Below are 15,716 nucleotides of genomic sequence, written 5' to 3' on the forward strand. Positions count from 1 at the left end.
ATGCTGGGGCCCATGCGCATTGTGGTTCTGGCCGGCGGCATCGGCGGCGCCCGATTCCTCCGCGGGCTCAAGAAGGCCGCGCCCGACGCGGACATCACGGTCATCGGCAACACCGGTGACGACATCCACCTGTTCGGGCTGAAGGTCTGTCCCGACCTCGACACCGTGATGTACACGCTGGGCGGCGGCATCAACGAGGAACAGGGCTGGGGACGTACGGACGAGACGTTCAAGGTCAAGGAAGAGCTCGCGGCCTACGGGGTGGGGCCCGAGTGGTTCGGGCTCGGCGACCGGGACTTCGCCACGCACATCGTGCGGACGCAGATGCTGGGCGCCGGATACCCGCTCAGCGCCGTCACGCAGGCGCTCTGCGAGCGGTGGCAGCCCGGAGTGCGGCTCATCCCCATGTCCGACGACCGCATCGAGACGCACGTCGCCGTCACGATCGACGGCGAGCAGAAGGCCGTCCACTTCCAGGAGTACTGGGTACGCCTGCGCGCCTCCGTCGACGCGCACGCCGTCGTGCCCGTCGGCGCCGAGCAGGCCAAGCCCGCGCCCGGCGTCCTGGAGGCCATCGCCGAGGCCGACATCGTGCTCTTCCCGCCGTCCAACCCGGTCGTGAGCGTCGGGACCATCCTCGCCGTGCCGGGCATCCGCGAGGCGATCGCCGACGCGGGCGTGCCGGTCGTCGGCCTCTCCCCCATCGTCGGCGACTCCCCCGTGCGGGGCATGGCCGACAAGGTGCTCGCCGCGGTCGGCGTGGAGACCAACGCCGCCGCCGTCGCCGAGCACTACGGAAGCGGGCTCCTCGACGGATGGCTCGTCGACAGTGTCGACGCGGACGTGGTGGAGCGGGTGGAGAGCGCCGGCATCCGGTGCCGCGCCGTTCCGCTGATGATGAGCGACATCGACGCCGCCGCACAGATGGCCCGCGAGGCCCTCGCCCTGGCTTCGGAGGTACGCGCGTGACGTCACCGTCGTACAGAGTGTGGGCCGTCCCCGGGCTGCCCGAGGTGCACGAGGGCGACGACCTCGCCAAGCTCATCGCGGCCGCCGAGCCGACGCTCGCCGACGGGGACGTCGTCCTGGTCACCTCCAAGATCGTCAGCAAGGCCGAGGGGCGGATCGTCGAGGCGACCGACCGCGAGGCGGCCATCGACGACGAGACCGTACGGGTCGTGGCGCGGCGCGGGGCCCTGCGCATCGTCGAGAACCGGCAGGGGCTTGTGATGGCCGCGGCCGGAGTCGACGCGTCCAACACCCCGGCCGGGACCGTGTTGCTGCTGCCGACCGACCCCGACGCCTCGGCCCGTGCCGTACGGGAAGGGCTGCGGGGCGCGCTGGGTGTGGACGTCGGCGTCATCGTCACCGACACGTTCGGGCGGCCCTGGCGGGCCGGGCTCACCGACGTCGCCATCGGGGCCGCCGGAGTGCGGGTCCTCGACGACCTGCGGGGCGGCGAGGACGCGTACGGCAATCCGCTGAGCGCGACCGTCGTCGCCACCGCCGACGAGCTCGCCGCGGCGGGGGACCTCGTCAAGGGCAAGGCGGCCGGGCTGCCCGTCGCGGTCGTGCGCGGGTTGCCGCACGTCGTGCGTGATGCCCCTGGTGAGGGCGCGGAGCACGAGGGTGCGGAGCACGAGGGTGCGGAGGACGAGGGTGCGCGGGCGCTGGTGCGGGACGCGCGCGACGACATGTTCCGGCTCGGCACGTCCGAAGCGGTACGGGAAGCGGTGACGCAGCGGCGGACCGTCCGGGAGTTCACGGACGAGGAGGTCGACCCGGGCGCCGTGCGGCGGGCCGTGGCCGCGGCGGTCACCGCGCCCGCGCCGCACCACACGACGCCCTGGCGCTTCGTGCTCCTGGAGTCCGCCGCGTCGCGGACCGAACTGCTCGACGCCATGCGGGACGCGTGGGTCGCCGACCTGCGGCGGGACGGTAGGTCGGAGGAGTCCATCGCCAAGCGGGTCCGGCGCGGCGATGTGCTGCGCAGGGCGCCCTATCTGGTGGTGCCGTGCCTGGTGATGGACGGCTCGCACACGTACGGGGACGCGCGGCGGGATGCCGCCGAGCGCGAGATGTTCGTCGTCGCGGCGGGGGCCGGGGTACAGAACTTCCTGGTCGCGCTGGCCGGGGAGCAGCTCGGGTCCGCGTGGGTCTCCTCGACGATGTTCTGCCGGGACGTCGTGCGGGAGGTGCTGGGGCTGCCGGGGTCGTGGGATCCGATGGGGGCGGTGGCTGTGGGGCGGGCTGCGGGGGAGCCGGGGGCTCGGGGGGAGCGGGTTGTGGGGGACTTTGTGGTGGTTCGGTAGCGGGTAGATGGGGGGCGGGTTTTGCGCAGTTCCCCGCGCCCCTGGAGTGGCCTCCGCTGTGAGATGTCGGGTGCGGGCCGTGGGTTTTTTTGCGCAGTTCCCCGCGCCCCTGGAGGGTGTTCCTCCCCTGTGTGATGTCCGGTGCGGGCCGTGGGTTTTTTTGCGCAGTTCCCCGCGCCCCTGAAATACGCCGCCGTCGCCGCGCTCCTGGAATGCGCTGCCGTCCGTGCGTCCCTGGAATACGCCGCCGTCACCGGGCTCCTGAAAGTACGCCGCCGTCACCGCGCCCCTGGAATGCGCCACCGTCCCCGCCCCCCTGACCCAGCCGAGCGGTCCCGCACCCCCTGAGCCAACCCGAGCGGGTCCCGCACCCCCTGAGCCAACCCGAGCGGGTCCCGCACCCCTGAGCCAACCCGAGCGGGTCCCGCACCCCTGAGCCAACCCGAGCGGTCCCGCACCCCTGAGCCAACCCGAGCGGTCCCGCACCCCTGGGCCAACCCGAGCGGTCTCGCCCCCCTCCCCCCCCCTGGGGCGTGTGCCTCTACCAGAGGGCGATGTTTGTTTTGCGCATGCGGGGGTCTCTGCGGGGTGGGGTTCGGCCGCTCAGGCAGATGAGGCGGGTGGCTCGGTGGCGTTGGCCCTCGTAGGGGGTGAGGAGCGCGAGCATTTCGGGGTCGTCCGCGTCGCGGTTGTCCGCCAGGGCGTAGCCGACGATGCCCGGGAGGTGGACGTCGCCGACCGTGACCGCGTCGGCGGCGCCGTTGCTGCGCTGGACGGTCTCCGCCGAGGTCCAGGGGCCGATGCCCGGGATCAGTTCCAGGCGGGCCTGGGCCTCCGCAGGGGCCATTGACGCCGCCTCTTCCAGGCGCGCCGCCCTCGCGACCGCCCGCAGGATCGTGGAGGCCCGCTTGTTGTCCACGCCCGCCTTGTGCCACTCCCAGGACGGGATCAGGGACCAGGTGCGCGGCTCCGGCATGACGTGCATGCGGGCCTGCGCGGGGGTCGGCCCCGGCGCCGGTTCGCCGTACTTGCGGACCAGGAGACGCCAGGCGCGGTAGGCCTCGTCCGTCGTGATCTTCTGTTCCAGGATCGAGGGGATCAGGGACTCCATGACCAGGCCCGTGCGGGTCAGCCGCAGGCCGGGCCGCCGGTGGGCCGTCACGGCCACCAGACGGTGCCGTGGGACGAACGCGTCGGGGTCGTCCAACTCGCCCAGCATCGCGGGTAGTTGGTCGAGGAGCCAGGTCGCGCCCGGGCCCCAGGCCGTCGCCTCCACCGTCCCGGCGCGCAGGGCGACCCGGAGGGTGCCCGCGCCCTGCGGCGTGCGGCTCGCGCGCCACACCGAGCCGTCGGGGGTCGTGGAGAACGTGGGGTCCGCCGGGCCGCGGCGCAGCGGGCCCAGGGTCAGGCCCAGGTCCAGCGGGAAGGGCGGCCGCCAGCTGCGGGTGTGCGCGGCGGTCGCGGGGCGCGGGACGGCGGCGCCGGTCGCGGCCGCGGACGGGGCGCCGCCGGGTACCGCCGTTTCGCCGCCGCGCACAGTGGTGCGGGTGGGGCGCGGGGCGAAACGGGATGACATCTGTATGAGGGTAGAGGGTGGGCAGGGGAAGGGGGCCCGCACCGGTAGGGGATGGGGGCCCTCATCCGTCCCGCGGGCGGGGTGATACCTGTCCGCGGCGTCACCGAGGGTGTTACCGGCCCGGGCAGGCAGTACTACCGGTCCGGGCACGGCGTTACCGGCCCCAGCACAGCGTCACCGGTCCCAGCGCGGCGTTACCGGCCCGCGCACGGCAGTACCGGTCCCAGCACAGCGTCACCGGTCCCGGCACGGCAGTACCGGCCCCGGCACGGCGTTACCGGCCCCGGCACGGTCGTGCCGGTCGTGGTGCCGGGCCCGGCGCGGCGGCATCGGTCCAGGCGGATCGAGTCGGTCCAGGCGGATCGAGTCGGTCCAGGCGGATCGAGTCGGCCCGGGCGGATCGAGTCGGCCCGGTTCGGGGCGGCCCTCGGACCAGCCCTCGGCCCGGCCCCCGGCCCAGCCCTACTGGTCCGACGAGAAGCGGACCGCGCCCGCCGGCAGTGTGGCCCCGCACCAGACGCGTACGCCTTCGCGGAGTTCGTTGTCGGCGCCGACGGTCGCTCCGTCGCCGATGACCGCTCCCGAGAGCGACGCGCGGGCGCCGATCCGTGCGCCCTCGCCGATCAGGGAGTCCGTGATGACCGCGCCGGGTTCGACGACCGCTCCGGCGAGGACCGTGCTGCCGGAGATCCGCGCGCCCTCGCCGACGTGTGCGTTCTCTCCGACGACCGTGCCGCCGGTGAGCTTCGCGTCGGGGGCGACGGATGCGGTGGGCATGACCAGGCGGTCGCCGCAGCGGCCCGGTACCGCCGGGGAGGGGGCGCGGCCGAGGACCAGGTCGGCGGAGCCGCGGACGAAGGCCTGGGGCGTGCCCAGGTCCAGCCAGTACGTGGAGTCGACCATGCCCTGGAGGTGGGCCCCCGAGGCGAGCAGGCCGGGGAACGTCTCGCGTTCGACCGAGACCGGGCGGCCCTCGGGGATCGTGTCGATGACGGAGCGGCGGAACACGTACGCGCCCGCGTTGATCTGGTCGGTGACGATCTCCTCGGGGGTCTGCGGCTTCTCCAGGAAGGCGGTGACTCTGCCGGAGGGGTCGGTGGGGACCAGGCCGTAGGCGCGCGGGTCGTCGACCTTCGTGAGGTGCAGGGAGACGTCGGCGCCCGACTCCTCGTGCGTGCCGACGAGGGCGCGGATGTCGAGGCCGGTGAGGATGTCGCCGTTGAAGATCAGGACCGGGTCGTCGGGGGCCGAGTGGAGGCGGGATGCCACGTTGCGGATGGCGCCGCCCGTGCCGAGCGGCTCGGTCTCCGTGACGTACTCGATGTGGAGACCCAGGGCGGAGCCGTCTCCGAAGTACGGCTCGAAGACCTCGGCGAGGTAGGAGGTGGCGAGGACGATGTGTTCCACGCCCGCGGCGCGGGCCCGCGCCAGCTGGTGGGTGAGGAACGGGACGCCTGCCGCCGGGACCATCGGCTTGGGGGTGTGGACCGTGAGGGGCCGCAGCCGGGTTCCCTTGCCGCCGACCAGGAGGATCGCTTCTGTCACCTGTCGTCTCTGCTTCCTGCTGGGGCCGGCCGAACTTGGGTTTCGGCCGGCCAGTGTATGCAGACGGATGTGCAGATCGTGCAGTTCGGGCGGTGCGTCGGGCCCTCAGCGGCCCTGATAGCGGGCCGCGGCGGACCGGGCCTTGCCGAGCTTCTTGTACAGGCGGCTGCCGGGGCACTCGGTGGCGAACCCGTCCCGATGCCCGGAGATCACACGGAGCCGGACGTTCCTGCCTTTCTTGTACAGGTTGCCACCACCCGACTTCAGGACGGTAGTACCGCGCGGGTTGGCGCCGTACAGGCCGAGCTTCCACGCGCTCAGCTTGGCGATGGCCTTCACGGCCGCCTTCGGCGGTGTGGTGCGGCTGTACGTGCCGAGGACGGCGATACCCATGGTGTTGCTGTTGAACCCGAGAGTGTGGGCCCCGAGAACCGGTTTGGCCACACCTCCGGCACGTCCTTCGTAGATGTTTCCGCATTTGTCGACCGCGAAGTTGTAGCCGAGGTCACGCCAGCCGCTGCTCTTGACGTGGTAGCGGTAGATGCTGCGAAGCAGGGCGCCGGCCTGTGAGCAGCGGTAGTAGTTGCCGGACGCGCTGTGGTGCACGAAGGCGGCCTTCACAGTTTTGGAGTACGCGAACTTCCTTTCGCGGAGCCTTTCGTTGGCGCCCCATCCCTTGCGCGTGACGATCCGCGGCCGTGGGCCGACGCGGGGCCGCACCTGGCCGACCGTCGCACCGGCCGGCGCGGTGGCGCGCGGCGCCTCGGCGAGTTCGTCGGGCCCGGCGGAGTCGGTGGAGTCGGTGGCATCGGTGGAGTCGGCATCGGTGGAGTCGGTGGCATCGGTGGGGGACTCGGGTGGGGGCTCCTCGCCCGGGTCGACCAGTTCGAGGCGCAGCCCTTCGGGGAGCACGGTGTCGTTGGGGCCCGCGGACGCGGTCCCGTCCGCCCGTACCCGGATCTCGATGCCGTCCGAGTCGCCGACCCACAGCGGCGCGGTGGAGCCGCGGACGGCGGAGGAGCCGCGTTCGGCGGTGCCGGGGTCGGCGGCGTGTTCGTGGTTGTGCGTCTCGACGTGCCGCCAGCCGGTCCAGGTGGCGGTGCCGATCGCGCGGGTGCGGACCTGTACGGAGCCGTGCAGGTCCGCCTCGGGGTCGTTCCAGACGACACCGACCAGGGAGAAGGGGCGGACGTCGCGCCGGGCCAGGCCCTGTTCGCTCGCCCCGGACGGGTCGAGGGAGCGGTCGGAGCCGAGGGGGCCGAGCGGGAGGGACTGGGTGCTGCCGGGGGTAGCCTCCGCGGCCGGCCCGGCGGCCGGCGGTGTGCCGGGCGTCACGGCTCTGGCGCCGGACGCCGGGAGGGTGAGGGGCAGGGCCAGGGCTGCCGCACATGCGACGCCGATCGAGGAAGCAAGAAGTCCACGCATACGTCTGATCGTTGACATAACGGCACATATCTGTCCATTGGGAAACTGACGGTCCGTCGGCCGGGCGCGGGCCATCCGGCCGTCCGCACTCCCCCGCCACGCCGAGGGGCGCGCGGGCGCCCGCGTACCCTTGCGCCCGTGAACGCCAACGACCGCACCCCCGCCGACCTGCTGCGATCCGCGCTCGCCTCGGACCCGGGCCGCCCCCTTGTCACCTTCTACGACGACGCCACCGGCGAGCGCGTGGAATTGTCCGTGGCCACCTTCGCCAATTGGGTGGCCAAGACCGCCAATCTGCTCCAGGGCGACCTCGCCGCCGAGCCCGGCGACCGGGCCGTGCTGCTGCTGCCCGCGCACTGGCAGACGGCCGTGTGGCTGCTCGCCTGTTCGTCGGTGGGCGTCGTCGCGGACGTGGGCGGCGACCCCTCGTCGGCCGACCTCGTCGTCAGCGGTCCCGACTCGCTCGACGCCGCGCGCGCCTGTTCCGGGGAGCGCGTGGCGCTCGCGCTGCGGCCGCTCGGCGGGCGCTTCCCGCAGCCGCCGGCCGGCTTCGCCGACTACGCGGTCGAAGTGCCCGGGCAGGGGGATCAGTTCGCTCCCTACGCGCCGGTGGACCCGGACGGGCCCGCCCTCGTGGTCGCCGGCGAGGAGCTGACGGGCTCGGAGCTCGTGGAGCGGGCCCGCGCCGACGCGGGGCGGCTCGGCGTCGGTCCGGGCTCACGGGTGCTGTCCGGGCTGTCGTACGACACCTGGGACGGCCTGAGCGCCGGGCTGTACGCGGCGCTGGCGGCGGGCGGGTCCGTCGTGCTCTGCCGTCACCTCGACCGGCTCGCCGACGGCGGCCTGGAGAAGCGGGTCGAGGACGAGCGTGTGACGGTCACCGCGGGCTGAAACTCCCTCGTTCGGCGCACGCGGGCCCCGGGCCCGGAGGCCCCCCGCGCCGCGTCGGTCCATGGTCGTAGGAACGGCCCATGCACCGACGCGACGCAGCCATGAGGGGTGGACGCACACGTGACCGACACCGCAGGCACGCCTTCCGGACCGGACGGGACCCCGGCCCCGCCCCCGGAAGGCCACCGGCCTGAGCAGAAGGCCACGCACGGACCGGGTACGGGCGCGAGCCCCAGCGGCGTGGGAGTCGTCCGCCGCAGACACCGCTGGCTGCGCTACACCGCGCTCGGCGTCACCGTCCTGGTGCTCGGCGCGGCCGGCGTGGGCTGGGCGGCGTACGAGAAGCTCAACGGCAACATCAACAGGGACACGGACGCGGCCGACGAGCTGGCGCGCTACGAGAAGGAGCGCCCGACGGCGCTGGTGCACGGCGCGCAGAACATCCTGCTCCTCGGCTCCGACACCCGGGCGGGCCCCGCGAACCGCAAGTACGGCAGGGACGCCGGCACCGAGCGCTCGGACACCACGATCCTGCTGCACCTGGCGGCCGACCGGCAGAGCGCGACCGCCGTCTCGATCCCCCGCGACCTGATGGTGGAGATGCCCGGCTGCCGCAGGCCGGACGGCTCCCGGACCCAGGCCGGGTTCGCCCAGTTCAACGTGGCGTTCCAGATCGGCGGGACGGCCTGCACGATCCGTACCGTCGAGAAGCTCACCAAGATCCGCGTCGACCACCACATGGTCGTGGACTTCGCGGGGTTCAAGGGCATGGTCGACGCGGTCGACGGCGTACAGGTCTGCCTCAGGGTGCCCATCGACGACAGCGACGCTCAGGTGAAGCTCGCGCCGGGGCTGCGGACCCTCAACGGGGAACAGGCACTGGGTTACGTACGCGCCCGCAAGAGTCTCGGCGACGGCAGCGACACCGACCGGATGGACCGCCAGCAGGAGTTCCTCGGCGCGCTCGTCAACAAGGTGCAGAGCAATGACGTCCTGCTGAATCCGACGAAGCTCTATCCGGTTCTCGACGCGGCGACTTCTTCGCTGACGACCGACCCCGGACTCGCGAGTCTGCGGGGGCTGTACGAACTGGTGCGCGGCATGCGCAATATCCCCACAGAACGGGTGCAGTTCCTCACCGTCCCCCGGCAGTCGTACACGTACGACGCCAACCGCGACGAGCTCGTCGAACCCGATGCGGAGCAGCTCTTCACGCGGCTGCGCATGGACAGCCCGGTCGAGGTGGCCCCGCAACAGCCCGAGAAATCCGGCACGGCACGGGAACAGGCGCAGGAGGAGCACAGCGAGGAGTACGGCGAGGAGTACAGCGAGGAGTACGAGGACTCCGGCGAGTCCTGGAGCGACGAGAAGCCGGACGACCCCGCGCATACGCCGTCCCCCGCGCCGACATTCCGGGGCAACACGGCCGCGCGATCCACCTGTGGGTAAAACGATCCCCAAGGGAAGAGCACGCCCCACAAAGAAATAGGGCGGATTGCCCAGTTGTAGGGGAGTGGAATTTGTCACCGGCGTCGTTCGACGCTGAACTGGGCGGATAGTGTGAGCGCTCCGGTGCGCCGGGCCTCTCGGCCGCGCACCGCTGGAACGACTGACCGAGCGCCTTCTTGAGGGGGGAAAGGCGCCGCGTGGCCCCGACGGAGGACGCAAACAACCGTGGACGCGCAAGGCCGTGGGCGGGCAGAGAACATCGACCCCGCAGACCAGTGGGTGCTCAACCCGGACACCGGCGATTACGAACTGCGACTGAGCCCTTCCGCTGGGCAGTCGTCGGTCCCTAAACCCCGTGGTTCGTCGACCCGTCAGGGCGGCCGCGGCCGCTCCGCGCCGGGGCGCGAGCGCCCCCGTGAGCGTGAGGACGAGCGCCGCGCGGTGCCGGGACAGCGCAGGCGGCGCGTCAAGGAGCCGGAGCCCGGCGCGGGCGGCCGGCGCAAGCAGAAGCCGCGCAAGACCAAGGGCAAGAAGGTGCTGGTCTGGACGGGCGGCACGCTGGCCTTCCTGCTCGTCGCCGGCTGCACCGGCGGCTACCTCTACTACCAGCACCTCAACGACAACATCACGTCGATAAACGATGACGGCGCGGGCACCGGCGGCTTCAGCAAGGACCGGGCCATCAACATCCTGGTGATGGGCACCGACAAGCGCAGCGGCAGCGGCAACAAGGGGTACGGCGACGAGGGCAGTGCCGGTCACGCCGACACGACGATCCTGCTGCACGTCTCCAAGGACCGTACGAACGCCACCGCGTTGAGCATCCCGCGCGACATGATCGTCGACATCCCGGACTGCCCGACGAGGCAGGAGGACGGCAGCGACAAGGTCATCCCCGGCAGCCGTAACGTCCGCTTCAACGAGAGCCTCGGCCAGAACGACCGCACGCCCAGCTGCACCATGCGCACGGTCACCGAGATCACCGGGATAAAGATGGACCACTTCATGGTGGCCGACTTCAACGCGGTGAAGACGCTCTCCAGCGCGGTCGGCGGCGTGGACGTCTGTCTGGCCAAGGACATCGACGACCCCAAGTCGCACCTGAAGCTGGCCAAGGGCAAGCACACCATCGAGGGCGAGGACGCGCTCGCGTTCGTCCGCACGCGCCACTCCGTGGGCACCGGCGGCGACTTGAGCCGGATCGAGCTGCAGCAGCAGTTCCTCAGCTCGCTGATGCGCAAGCTGAAGTCGAACGACACGCTCAGCAGCCCGCAGAAGATGGTCAGCCTGGCGGAGGCCGGCACCGAGGCCCTGACCGTCGACTCCAAGATCGCCGACATCATGAAGCTGAAGAACCTCGGCATGGAGCTCGGCAAGCTCGACATGAAGAACCTGAGCTTCGCCACGGTGCCGGTGATCGACAACCCCGCCGAGGAGGTCCACACCACGGTCGTGCCCGACCCGGCCAAGTCCGAGCAGCTCTTCTCCATGATGCGCGCCGACGAATCGCTGACCGCGGTGAAGAAGAAGGAGAAGAAGGAGAAGGCCGCGGTGGCCGCCCGGCTCAAGGGCCCCAAGGCCGACGCCTCCGAGGTGCGGGTCGACCTCTACAACGGCAGTGGCAAGACCGGCGCCGCTCAGAAGACTCTCACATGGCTGCAGAACACTGAGGGCGTGCTCAAGTCCAGCCAACTGGGGAACGCGCCCTCGGTCATCAAGAAGACGACGCTCGAGTACGCGCCGGGCCAGGCTGACCAGGCCCGTCGGCTCGCCGACATCATGGGTCTGCCCGCCGCCGCCCTGAAGCCGGGCAAGAGCGAGAAGAACGCACAGGGCCTCCCGGCCATGAAGCTGACGCTCGGCGAAGACTTCAAGGGCGCGGGGGTGCCCATCTCCGCTCCGTCGAAGGCGCCGGAGGGGATTCAGAAAGTCGAAGCCGACAAGACTGTGTGTGCCAAGTGACCTGAAGCGGTCGTTCTGCGTCTAACAATGCGCCAAGGCGCCGCAGAGCGGCCGCAGTTCAGGAATGGGGCGGGGAGGGGCTGGGGATGAGGCAGAACAGCGTGCGTAAGGAGGGGGCGCGACGGCGTGCCCCGCACGCGAGTGATCACGGCTGGGACGACGGTGCGCACAAGGGTGCGGCGCGCTCCGGGGAGCCCCCGGAGAACGGCGGCGACCCGCCGGAGGGAAACGGCCGGCACCGGCGCGGCACGAGCGGCGGTGAGCGGCGGCCGCGCCGCAAGCGCGGCGTCCTGCGCTGGTCGGCGACCGTCCTGTCGGTACTGATACTCGGGACGGCCGGCGCCGGATTCCTCTACTACCAATACCTCAACGGCAACATAGAGACGGACGACCTGAACCTCGGCGAGCACCGGGCCCCCGAGCCCACGCCCAACGCCGCCGGTCAGACGCCGCTGAACATCCTGCTCATCGGGTCGGACGCACGGGACTCCAAGGCGAACCAGAAGCTCGGCGGCGCCAAGGACACCTTCGGCTCGCCGCCGCTCGCGGACGTGCAGATGCTGCTGCACCTGTCGGCCGACCGCAGCAACATGTCCGTGGTCAGCATGCCGCGCGACACCCTGCTCCAGATCCCCAAGTGCACGGACCCCGACGACGGCAAGGTCTATCCCGAGACCGGGCCGCGGTACATGACGAACGAGTCCCTGGGCCGCGGCGGCCCCGGCTGCACGGTCGCCACCTGGGAGAAGCTCACCAACATCCACATCAACCACTTCATGATGGTCGACTTCTCGGGTGTGGTCTCCATGGCGGACGCCATCGGAGGGGTGCCGGTCTGCGTGGACAAGAACATCCACTCGCGCACCAGCGGGGGCAAGGGTTCGGGTCTGAAGCTGAAGAAAGGCACCACGGAGATCAAGGGCGAGCAGGCCCTGCAGTGGCTGCGCACCCGCTACGGCTTCGAGGGCGGCACCGACATCAGCCGCGCCAAGGCCCAGCACATGTACATGAACGCGCTGGTCCGCAAGCTCCGCGAGAACACCGGTCTGACCAGCCCGAACAAGCTCCGCAAGCTCGCCGACAAGGCGACGAGGGCGCTGAAGGTCGACGACGGCCTGGGCGACATCAAGGAGCTGTACGACCTCGGCAACGAGCTCAAGAAGGTCTCGCCGGGCCGTACGACGATGACGACCATGCCGTTCGAGTACGTCGGCGCGCGCGTCGTCCCCAAGCCCGGCGACGCCGAGCAGCTGTTCCGTCTCGTACGCGACGACATCCCGCTGGACGGCAAGGGCAAGAAGAAGCCGGCCGAGGAGAAGGCGTCGGACGACCCGGCCGCCGCGGACGACAAGATCGCCGTGCAGGTCCAGAACGGCACGCGCACCGACGTGGAGCTTCCGGTCGGCGGCCGGGCGAACACGGTGGCGCAGCTGCTGGCCGGCAAGGGCTTCACGAAGGCGGCGCCGGACACCTCGACGGCGCTGGCCGAGGAGAAGACGGTCGTCCGCTATCCCAGCAAGGAGCTGGAGGGCGATGCCCAGCGGGTCGCCAAGGCGCTCGGGCTGCCGCTGAGCGCGGCGAAGAAGTCGACGGACGTGTCCGGGGTGACGCTGGTCGTCGGCGCCGACTGGCGCGAGGGCGACGCGCCGCCCAAGGCGAAGAAGAAGGACGACAGGACGCCGGACTCCGCGGACGCGCTCAGCGGGTCCGACAAGAAGGCGTGCATGAAGGTCGACCCGGCCTTCACCTGGTAGCCGCCGCATACGACGAGAGGGCCCCGGCGCGCTGCCGGGGCCCTCTCGTCTGCCTGGGAGCGGTGTCTCAGGCCTCCTGCGTCGCGCCCAGCACGGCCGGGCGGCGCGAGGCGATGACCTTCTTGGCGAGCGAGCGCGGGCTGGTGAGGAAGCCCCAGCCCCACGACATGTGCATGGTCGCGAGCGCCACCGGAATCCGCAGGCGCGCCTTCAGCGGCAGGCCCTTGCCCGCGGGGACGGAGCCCGCCGCTATCGCCGCGAGGTAGCCGCCGGGGATCACGAAGCCCCACGGTGTGAGGGCCGCGCCCACGACGACGCCCGCGGCGATCGCGCAGACCGCGGTCGGCGGCGCGAGGTAGCGGAGGTTGATGGAGCCCTCGTGGTAGCGGGCGACGACGTGGCGCCAGCGGCCGTAGTCCTTGTACTGCTTGGCGAGGGCCTTCACGCTCGGGCGGGGGCGGTACGAGACCTTCAGCTCGGGCGAGAACCAGATCATGCCGCCGGCCTCACGGATGCGGAAGTTCAGCTCCCAGTCCTGGGCGCGGATGAACTCTTCGTTGTAGCCGCCCTGCTGCTCCAGGGCCTCGCGGCGGAACACTCCCAGGTAGACGGTCTCCGCCTGCTGGGCCTCGCCGCCGGTGTGGAAGGCCGCGTTGCCCACGCCGATCTTCGACGTCATGGCGGCGGCGACCGCGTGCTCCCAGTCGTTCTGCCCCTCGGCGTGCATGATGCCGCCGACGTTCATCGCGCCGGTCTCCTCCAGGAGACGGACGGCGGTCGTGATGTAACCCGGCGAGAGCGCGGCGTGGCCGTCCACGCGTACCACGATCGGGTGGCGTGACGCCTTGATGGCGGCGTTCAGTGCCGCCGGCGTGCGCCCCGTCGGGTTCGGGACCGTGTGCACCCTGGAGTCCTCCGCGACCAGCGCGGCGGCGATCTCGTCCGTGCGGTCGGTGGAGGGGCCGAGCGCGACGACGACCTCCATCTCGCCCGCGTACTCCTGCTGCAGGATCGCGTGCACGGCCTCGCGCAGATGCCGCTCCTCGTTGAGGACGGGCATGATCACGGATACGGCTGGAGGCTGTGCCTCGGGCTTCGCGTTCATCACGCGTCACGTTACCGCGAATGGGGGACACGGGTGCGCGCCGTCCGGGTCGCTACCCCGGTCCGCATTTCGTATGGCCTTATGTTTCTCGGGTTACCGGCTCGCCACTGCCCGCGCCAAGGCCCGTCTCGCGGAGGTGCCCCGCACGTGCCCACACCGTCCCGCTCTCCCGCTCCCCGACCGCGCCGCCCCAGCCCTGCGGACCGAAGGCCCGTCCGGAAGCGCGCGGGGCGCGGGAAGCGGCCGCGCTGGGCGATGCGGGTGGTGACCGGCTTGTCGGTGGCGGTCCTGGCCGCGGCCGGTATCGGGCACTCCGTGGTCACCGGTCTCGACACGGGCATCAGGCGGGTCGACGCCTTCAGGGACATGAAGAACAGGCCCGAGTCGGGAAACGGCATGAACGTGCTGCTCGTCGGCACCGACGGCCGCGACAAGATCACGCCCGAGGAGAAGCGGAAGTACCGCCTCGGCGGCTCTCCCTGCCACTGCACCGACACGGTCATGATCGTGCACATCTCGGAGGACCGGAACCGCGCCAGCGTCGTGAGCCTGCCCCGTGACAGCTACGCCGACCTGCCCGCGCACACCGACCTGACCACCCGCAAGAAGCACCGCGAGCACCCCAACAAGCTCAACGCGGCGTACGCGGAGGGCGGCCCGAACCTGACCGTGCGCACCGTCGAGCACATGACGAAGGTCAAGATCGACCACTATCTGGAGGTCGACTTCGTCAGCTTCATGAAGACCGTGGACGTGCTCGGCGGGGTGGAGATCTGCACGGCGCGGCCGCTCAAGGACTCGCACACCGGGCTCAGCCTGGCCGAGGGCACCCACCTCATGAACGGCGGCGAGGCGCTCCAGTACGTCCGTTCCCGGTACGTCGACGGGGCGTCCGACCTGGGCCGCATGCAGCGCCAGCAGCGTTTCCTCGCGGCGCTCATCGCGAAGGCGACGAGCAGTGGCGTGCTGCTGAACCCGGTGAAGTTCCGGGACGTGACCCAGACGCTGCTCGGGTCGGTGCGGGCGGACAAGGGCTTCGGGACGGGCGAGATGCTGGATCTCGGGCGGGCGATGCGGGGCTTCTCGCCGTCGTCGTCGGAGTTCACGACCGTGCCGCTGAGCCCCACGGGGCAGGTCGTGCCGGGCATCGGCTCGACGCTGAAGTGGCACCCGGAGAAGTCGCGGAAGCTGTTCACGGCGCTGCGCGAGGACCGGCCGCTGGCGCCCCACCGGGTGAAGGCCAAGGGCGTGCTGGTCGATGTCTCACCGCAGCAGGTCAGTGTGCAGGTCGACAACGGCGCCGGGGTGCCGGGGCTCGGCCAGCGGGTCGACGCGGGGCTGCGGGCGACGGGTTTCCGGACGACGCGGACCCCGGCGGACGTGCCGGGCGCCGCGGCGAGGCCCGTGCAGCGGACCGTCGTCGCCTTCGACCCGCGGTGGGACCGGTCGGCGAAGACGCTGGCCACGGCCCTGCCGGGGTGCGAGATGCGGCAGGTGCCGGGTCAGGGGGCGACGTTGAAGGTGATCGCGGGGAAGGACTTCAAGGCGGTGCGGCCGGTGCGGGCCGAGGACTCCTATCAGGGCGAGTTCGGGGCGGTCACCGGGGACCAGGTGGTCTGCCCCTGACGGGCACGTGCTCCGGCGGCCGGCTCCGGTGGCCGGAGCGCCTCGGTCGGGGTCGCCCCGGTCGCAGTCGC

General features: G+C 71.6%; 11 protein-coding genes. 7 read left to right on the forward strand and 4 right to left on the reverse strand.

What is annotated here, in order from left to right; translation table 11 throughout:
• Window positions 1-12 precede the first annotated feature (12 nt).
• Together cofD and AB0N81_RS39395 are read left to right on the forward strand one after the other, a co-directional pair.
• Window positions 13-969 (forward strand): 2-phospho-L-lactate transferase, encoded by a 957-nt coding sequence (gene cofD, locus AB0N81_RS39390; protein ID WP_365367285.1) that lies wholly within the window; start codon window positions 13-15, stop codon window positions 967-969.
• A complete protein-coding gene (locus AB0N81_RS39395) occupies window positions 966-2,312 on the forward strand; it encodes a coenzyme F420-0:L-glutamate ligase (RefSeq protein ID WP_365367287.1) in 1,347 nt (448 codons plus the stop codon). Before cofD ends, AB0N81_RS39395 begins: the two co-directional genes overlap by 4 nt.
• A 541-nt stretch (window positions 2,313-2,853) precedes the next feature.
• Here the strand turns inward: AB0N81_RS39395 and AB0N81_RS39400 are convergent.
• The 3 genes from AB0N81_RS39400 to AB0N81_RS39410 all read right to left on the reverse strand — a co-directional run bounded on the left by AB0N81_RS39400 (window position 2,854) and on the right by AB0N81_RS39410 (window position 6,858).
• Window positions 2,854-3,888 carry a DNA-3-methyladenine glycosylase 2 family protein gene (locus tag AB0N81_RS39400; RefSeq protein ID WP_365367289.1) on the reverse strand — a complete coding sequence of 345 codons (1,035 nt, stop codon included), beginning with the start codon at window positions 3,886-3,888 and terminating at the stop codon, window positions 2,854-2,856.
• A gap of 462 nt (window positions 3,889-4,350) precedes the next feature.
• Complete coding sequence (locus tag AB0N81_RS39405) at window positions 4,351-5,433, reverse strand: NDP-sugar synthase (protein WP_365367291.1); 1,083 nt, start codon at window positions 5,431-5,433, stop codon at window positions 4,351-4,353.
• Window positions 5,434-5,538: 105 nt separating this feature from the next.
• The gene (locus AB0N81_RS39410) at window positions 5,539-6,858 is read right to left on the reverse strand and encodes a peptidoglycan recognition protein (protein ID WP_365367293.1); all 1,320 of its coding nucleotides are present in this window, start codon (window positions 6,856-6,858) and stop codon (window positions 5,539-5,541) included.
• Between the two features lie 138 nt (window positions 6,859-6,996).
• Here AB0N81_RS39410 and AB0N81_RS39415 point away from each other — a divergent pair, with 138 nt between their 5' ends.
• The 4 genes from AB0N81_RS39415 to AB0N81_RS39430 all read left to right on the forward strand — a co-directional run bounded on the left by AB0N81_RS39415 (window position 6,997) and on the right by AB0N81_RS39430 (window position 12,914).
• Window positions 6,997-7,749, forward strand: coding sequence for a TIGR03089 family protein (locus tag AB0N81_RS39415; protein ID WP_365367295.1), 753 nt, complete (start codon window positions 6,997-6,999; stop codon window positions 7,747-7,749).
• Between the two features lie 240 nt (window positions 7,750-7,989).
• Window positions 7,990-9,198 (forward strand): LCP family protein, encoded by a 1,209-nt coding sequence (locus AB0N81_RS39420; RefSeq protein WP_365367345.1) that lies wholly within the window; start codon window positions 7,990-7,992, stop codon window positions 9,196-9,198.
• 225 nt (window positions 9,199-9,423) lie between these two features.
• Complete coding sequence (locus AB0N81_RS39425) at window positions 9,424-11,160, forward strand: LCP family protein (protein ID WP_365367297.1); 1,737 nt, start codon at window positions 9,424-9,426, stop codon at window positions 11,158-11,160.
• Window positions 11,161-11,246: 86 nt separating this feature from the next.
• Window positions 11,247-12,914 carry an LCP family protein gene (locus AB0N81_RS39430; protein ID WP_365367299.1) on the forward strand — a complete coding sequence of 556 codons (1,668 nt, stop codon included), beginning with the start codon at window positions 11,247-11,249 and terminating at the stop codon, window positions 12,912-12,914.
• A 67-nt stretch (window positions 12,915-12,981) separates the two neighbouring features.
• On the opposite strand, the gene AB0N81_RS39435 is transcribed toward AB0N81_RS39430, so the two are convergent.
• A complete protein-coding gene (locus AB0N81_RS39435) occupies window positions 12,982-14,019 on the reverse strand; it encodes a glycosyltransferase family 2 protein (RefSeq protein WP_365367301.1) in 1,038 nt (345 codons plus the stop codon).
• A 255-nt stretch (window positions 14,020-14,274) separates the two neighbouring features.
• Between AB0N81_RS39435 and AB0N81_RS39440 the strand changes: the two genes are divergently transcribed.
• Entirely contained in the window at window positions 14,275-15,645 is a 1,371-nt protein-coding gene (locus AB0N81_RS39440; protein ID WP_365367303.1) for an LCP family protein, read from the forward strand.
• The last annotated feature ends 71 nt before the right edge of the window (window positions 15,646-15,716 follow it).

Source organism: Streptomyces sp. NPDC093510, assembly GCF_040683555.1.
Taxonomy (GTDB): domain Bacteria; phylum Actinomycetota; class Actinomycetes; order Streptomycetales; family Streptomycetaceae; genus Streptomyces.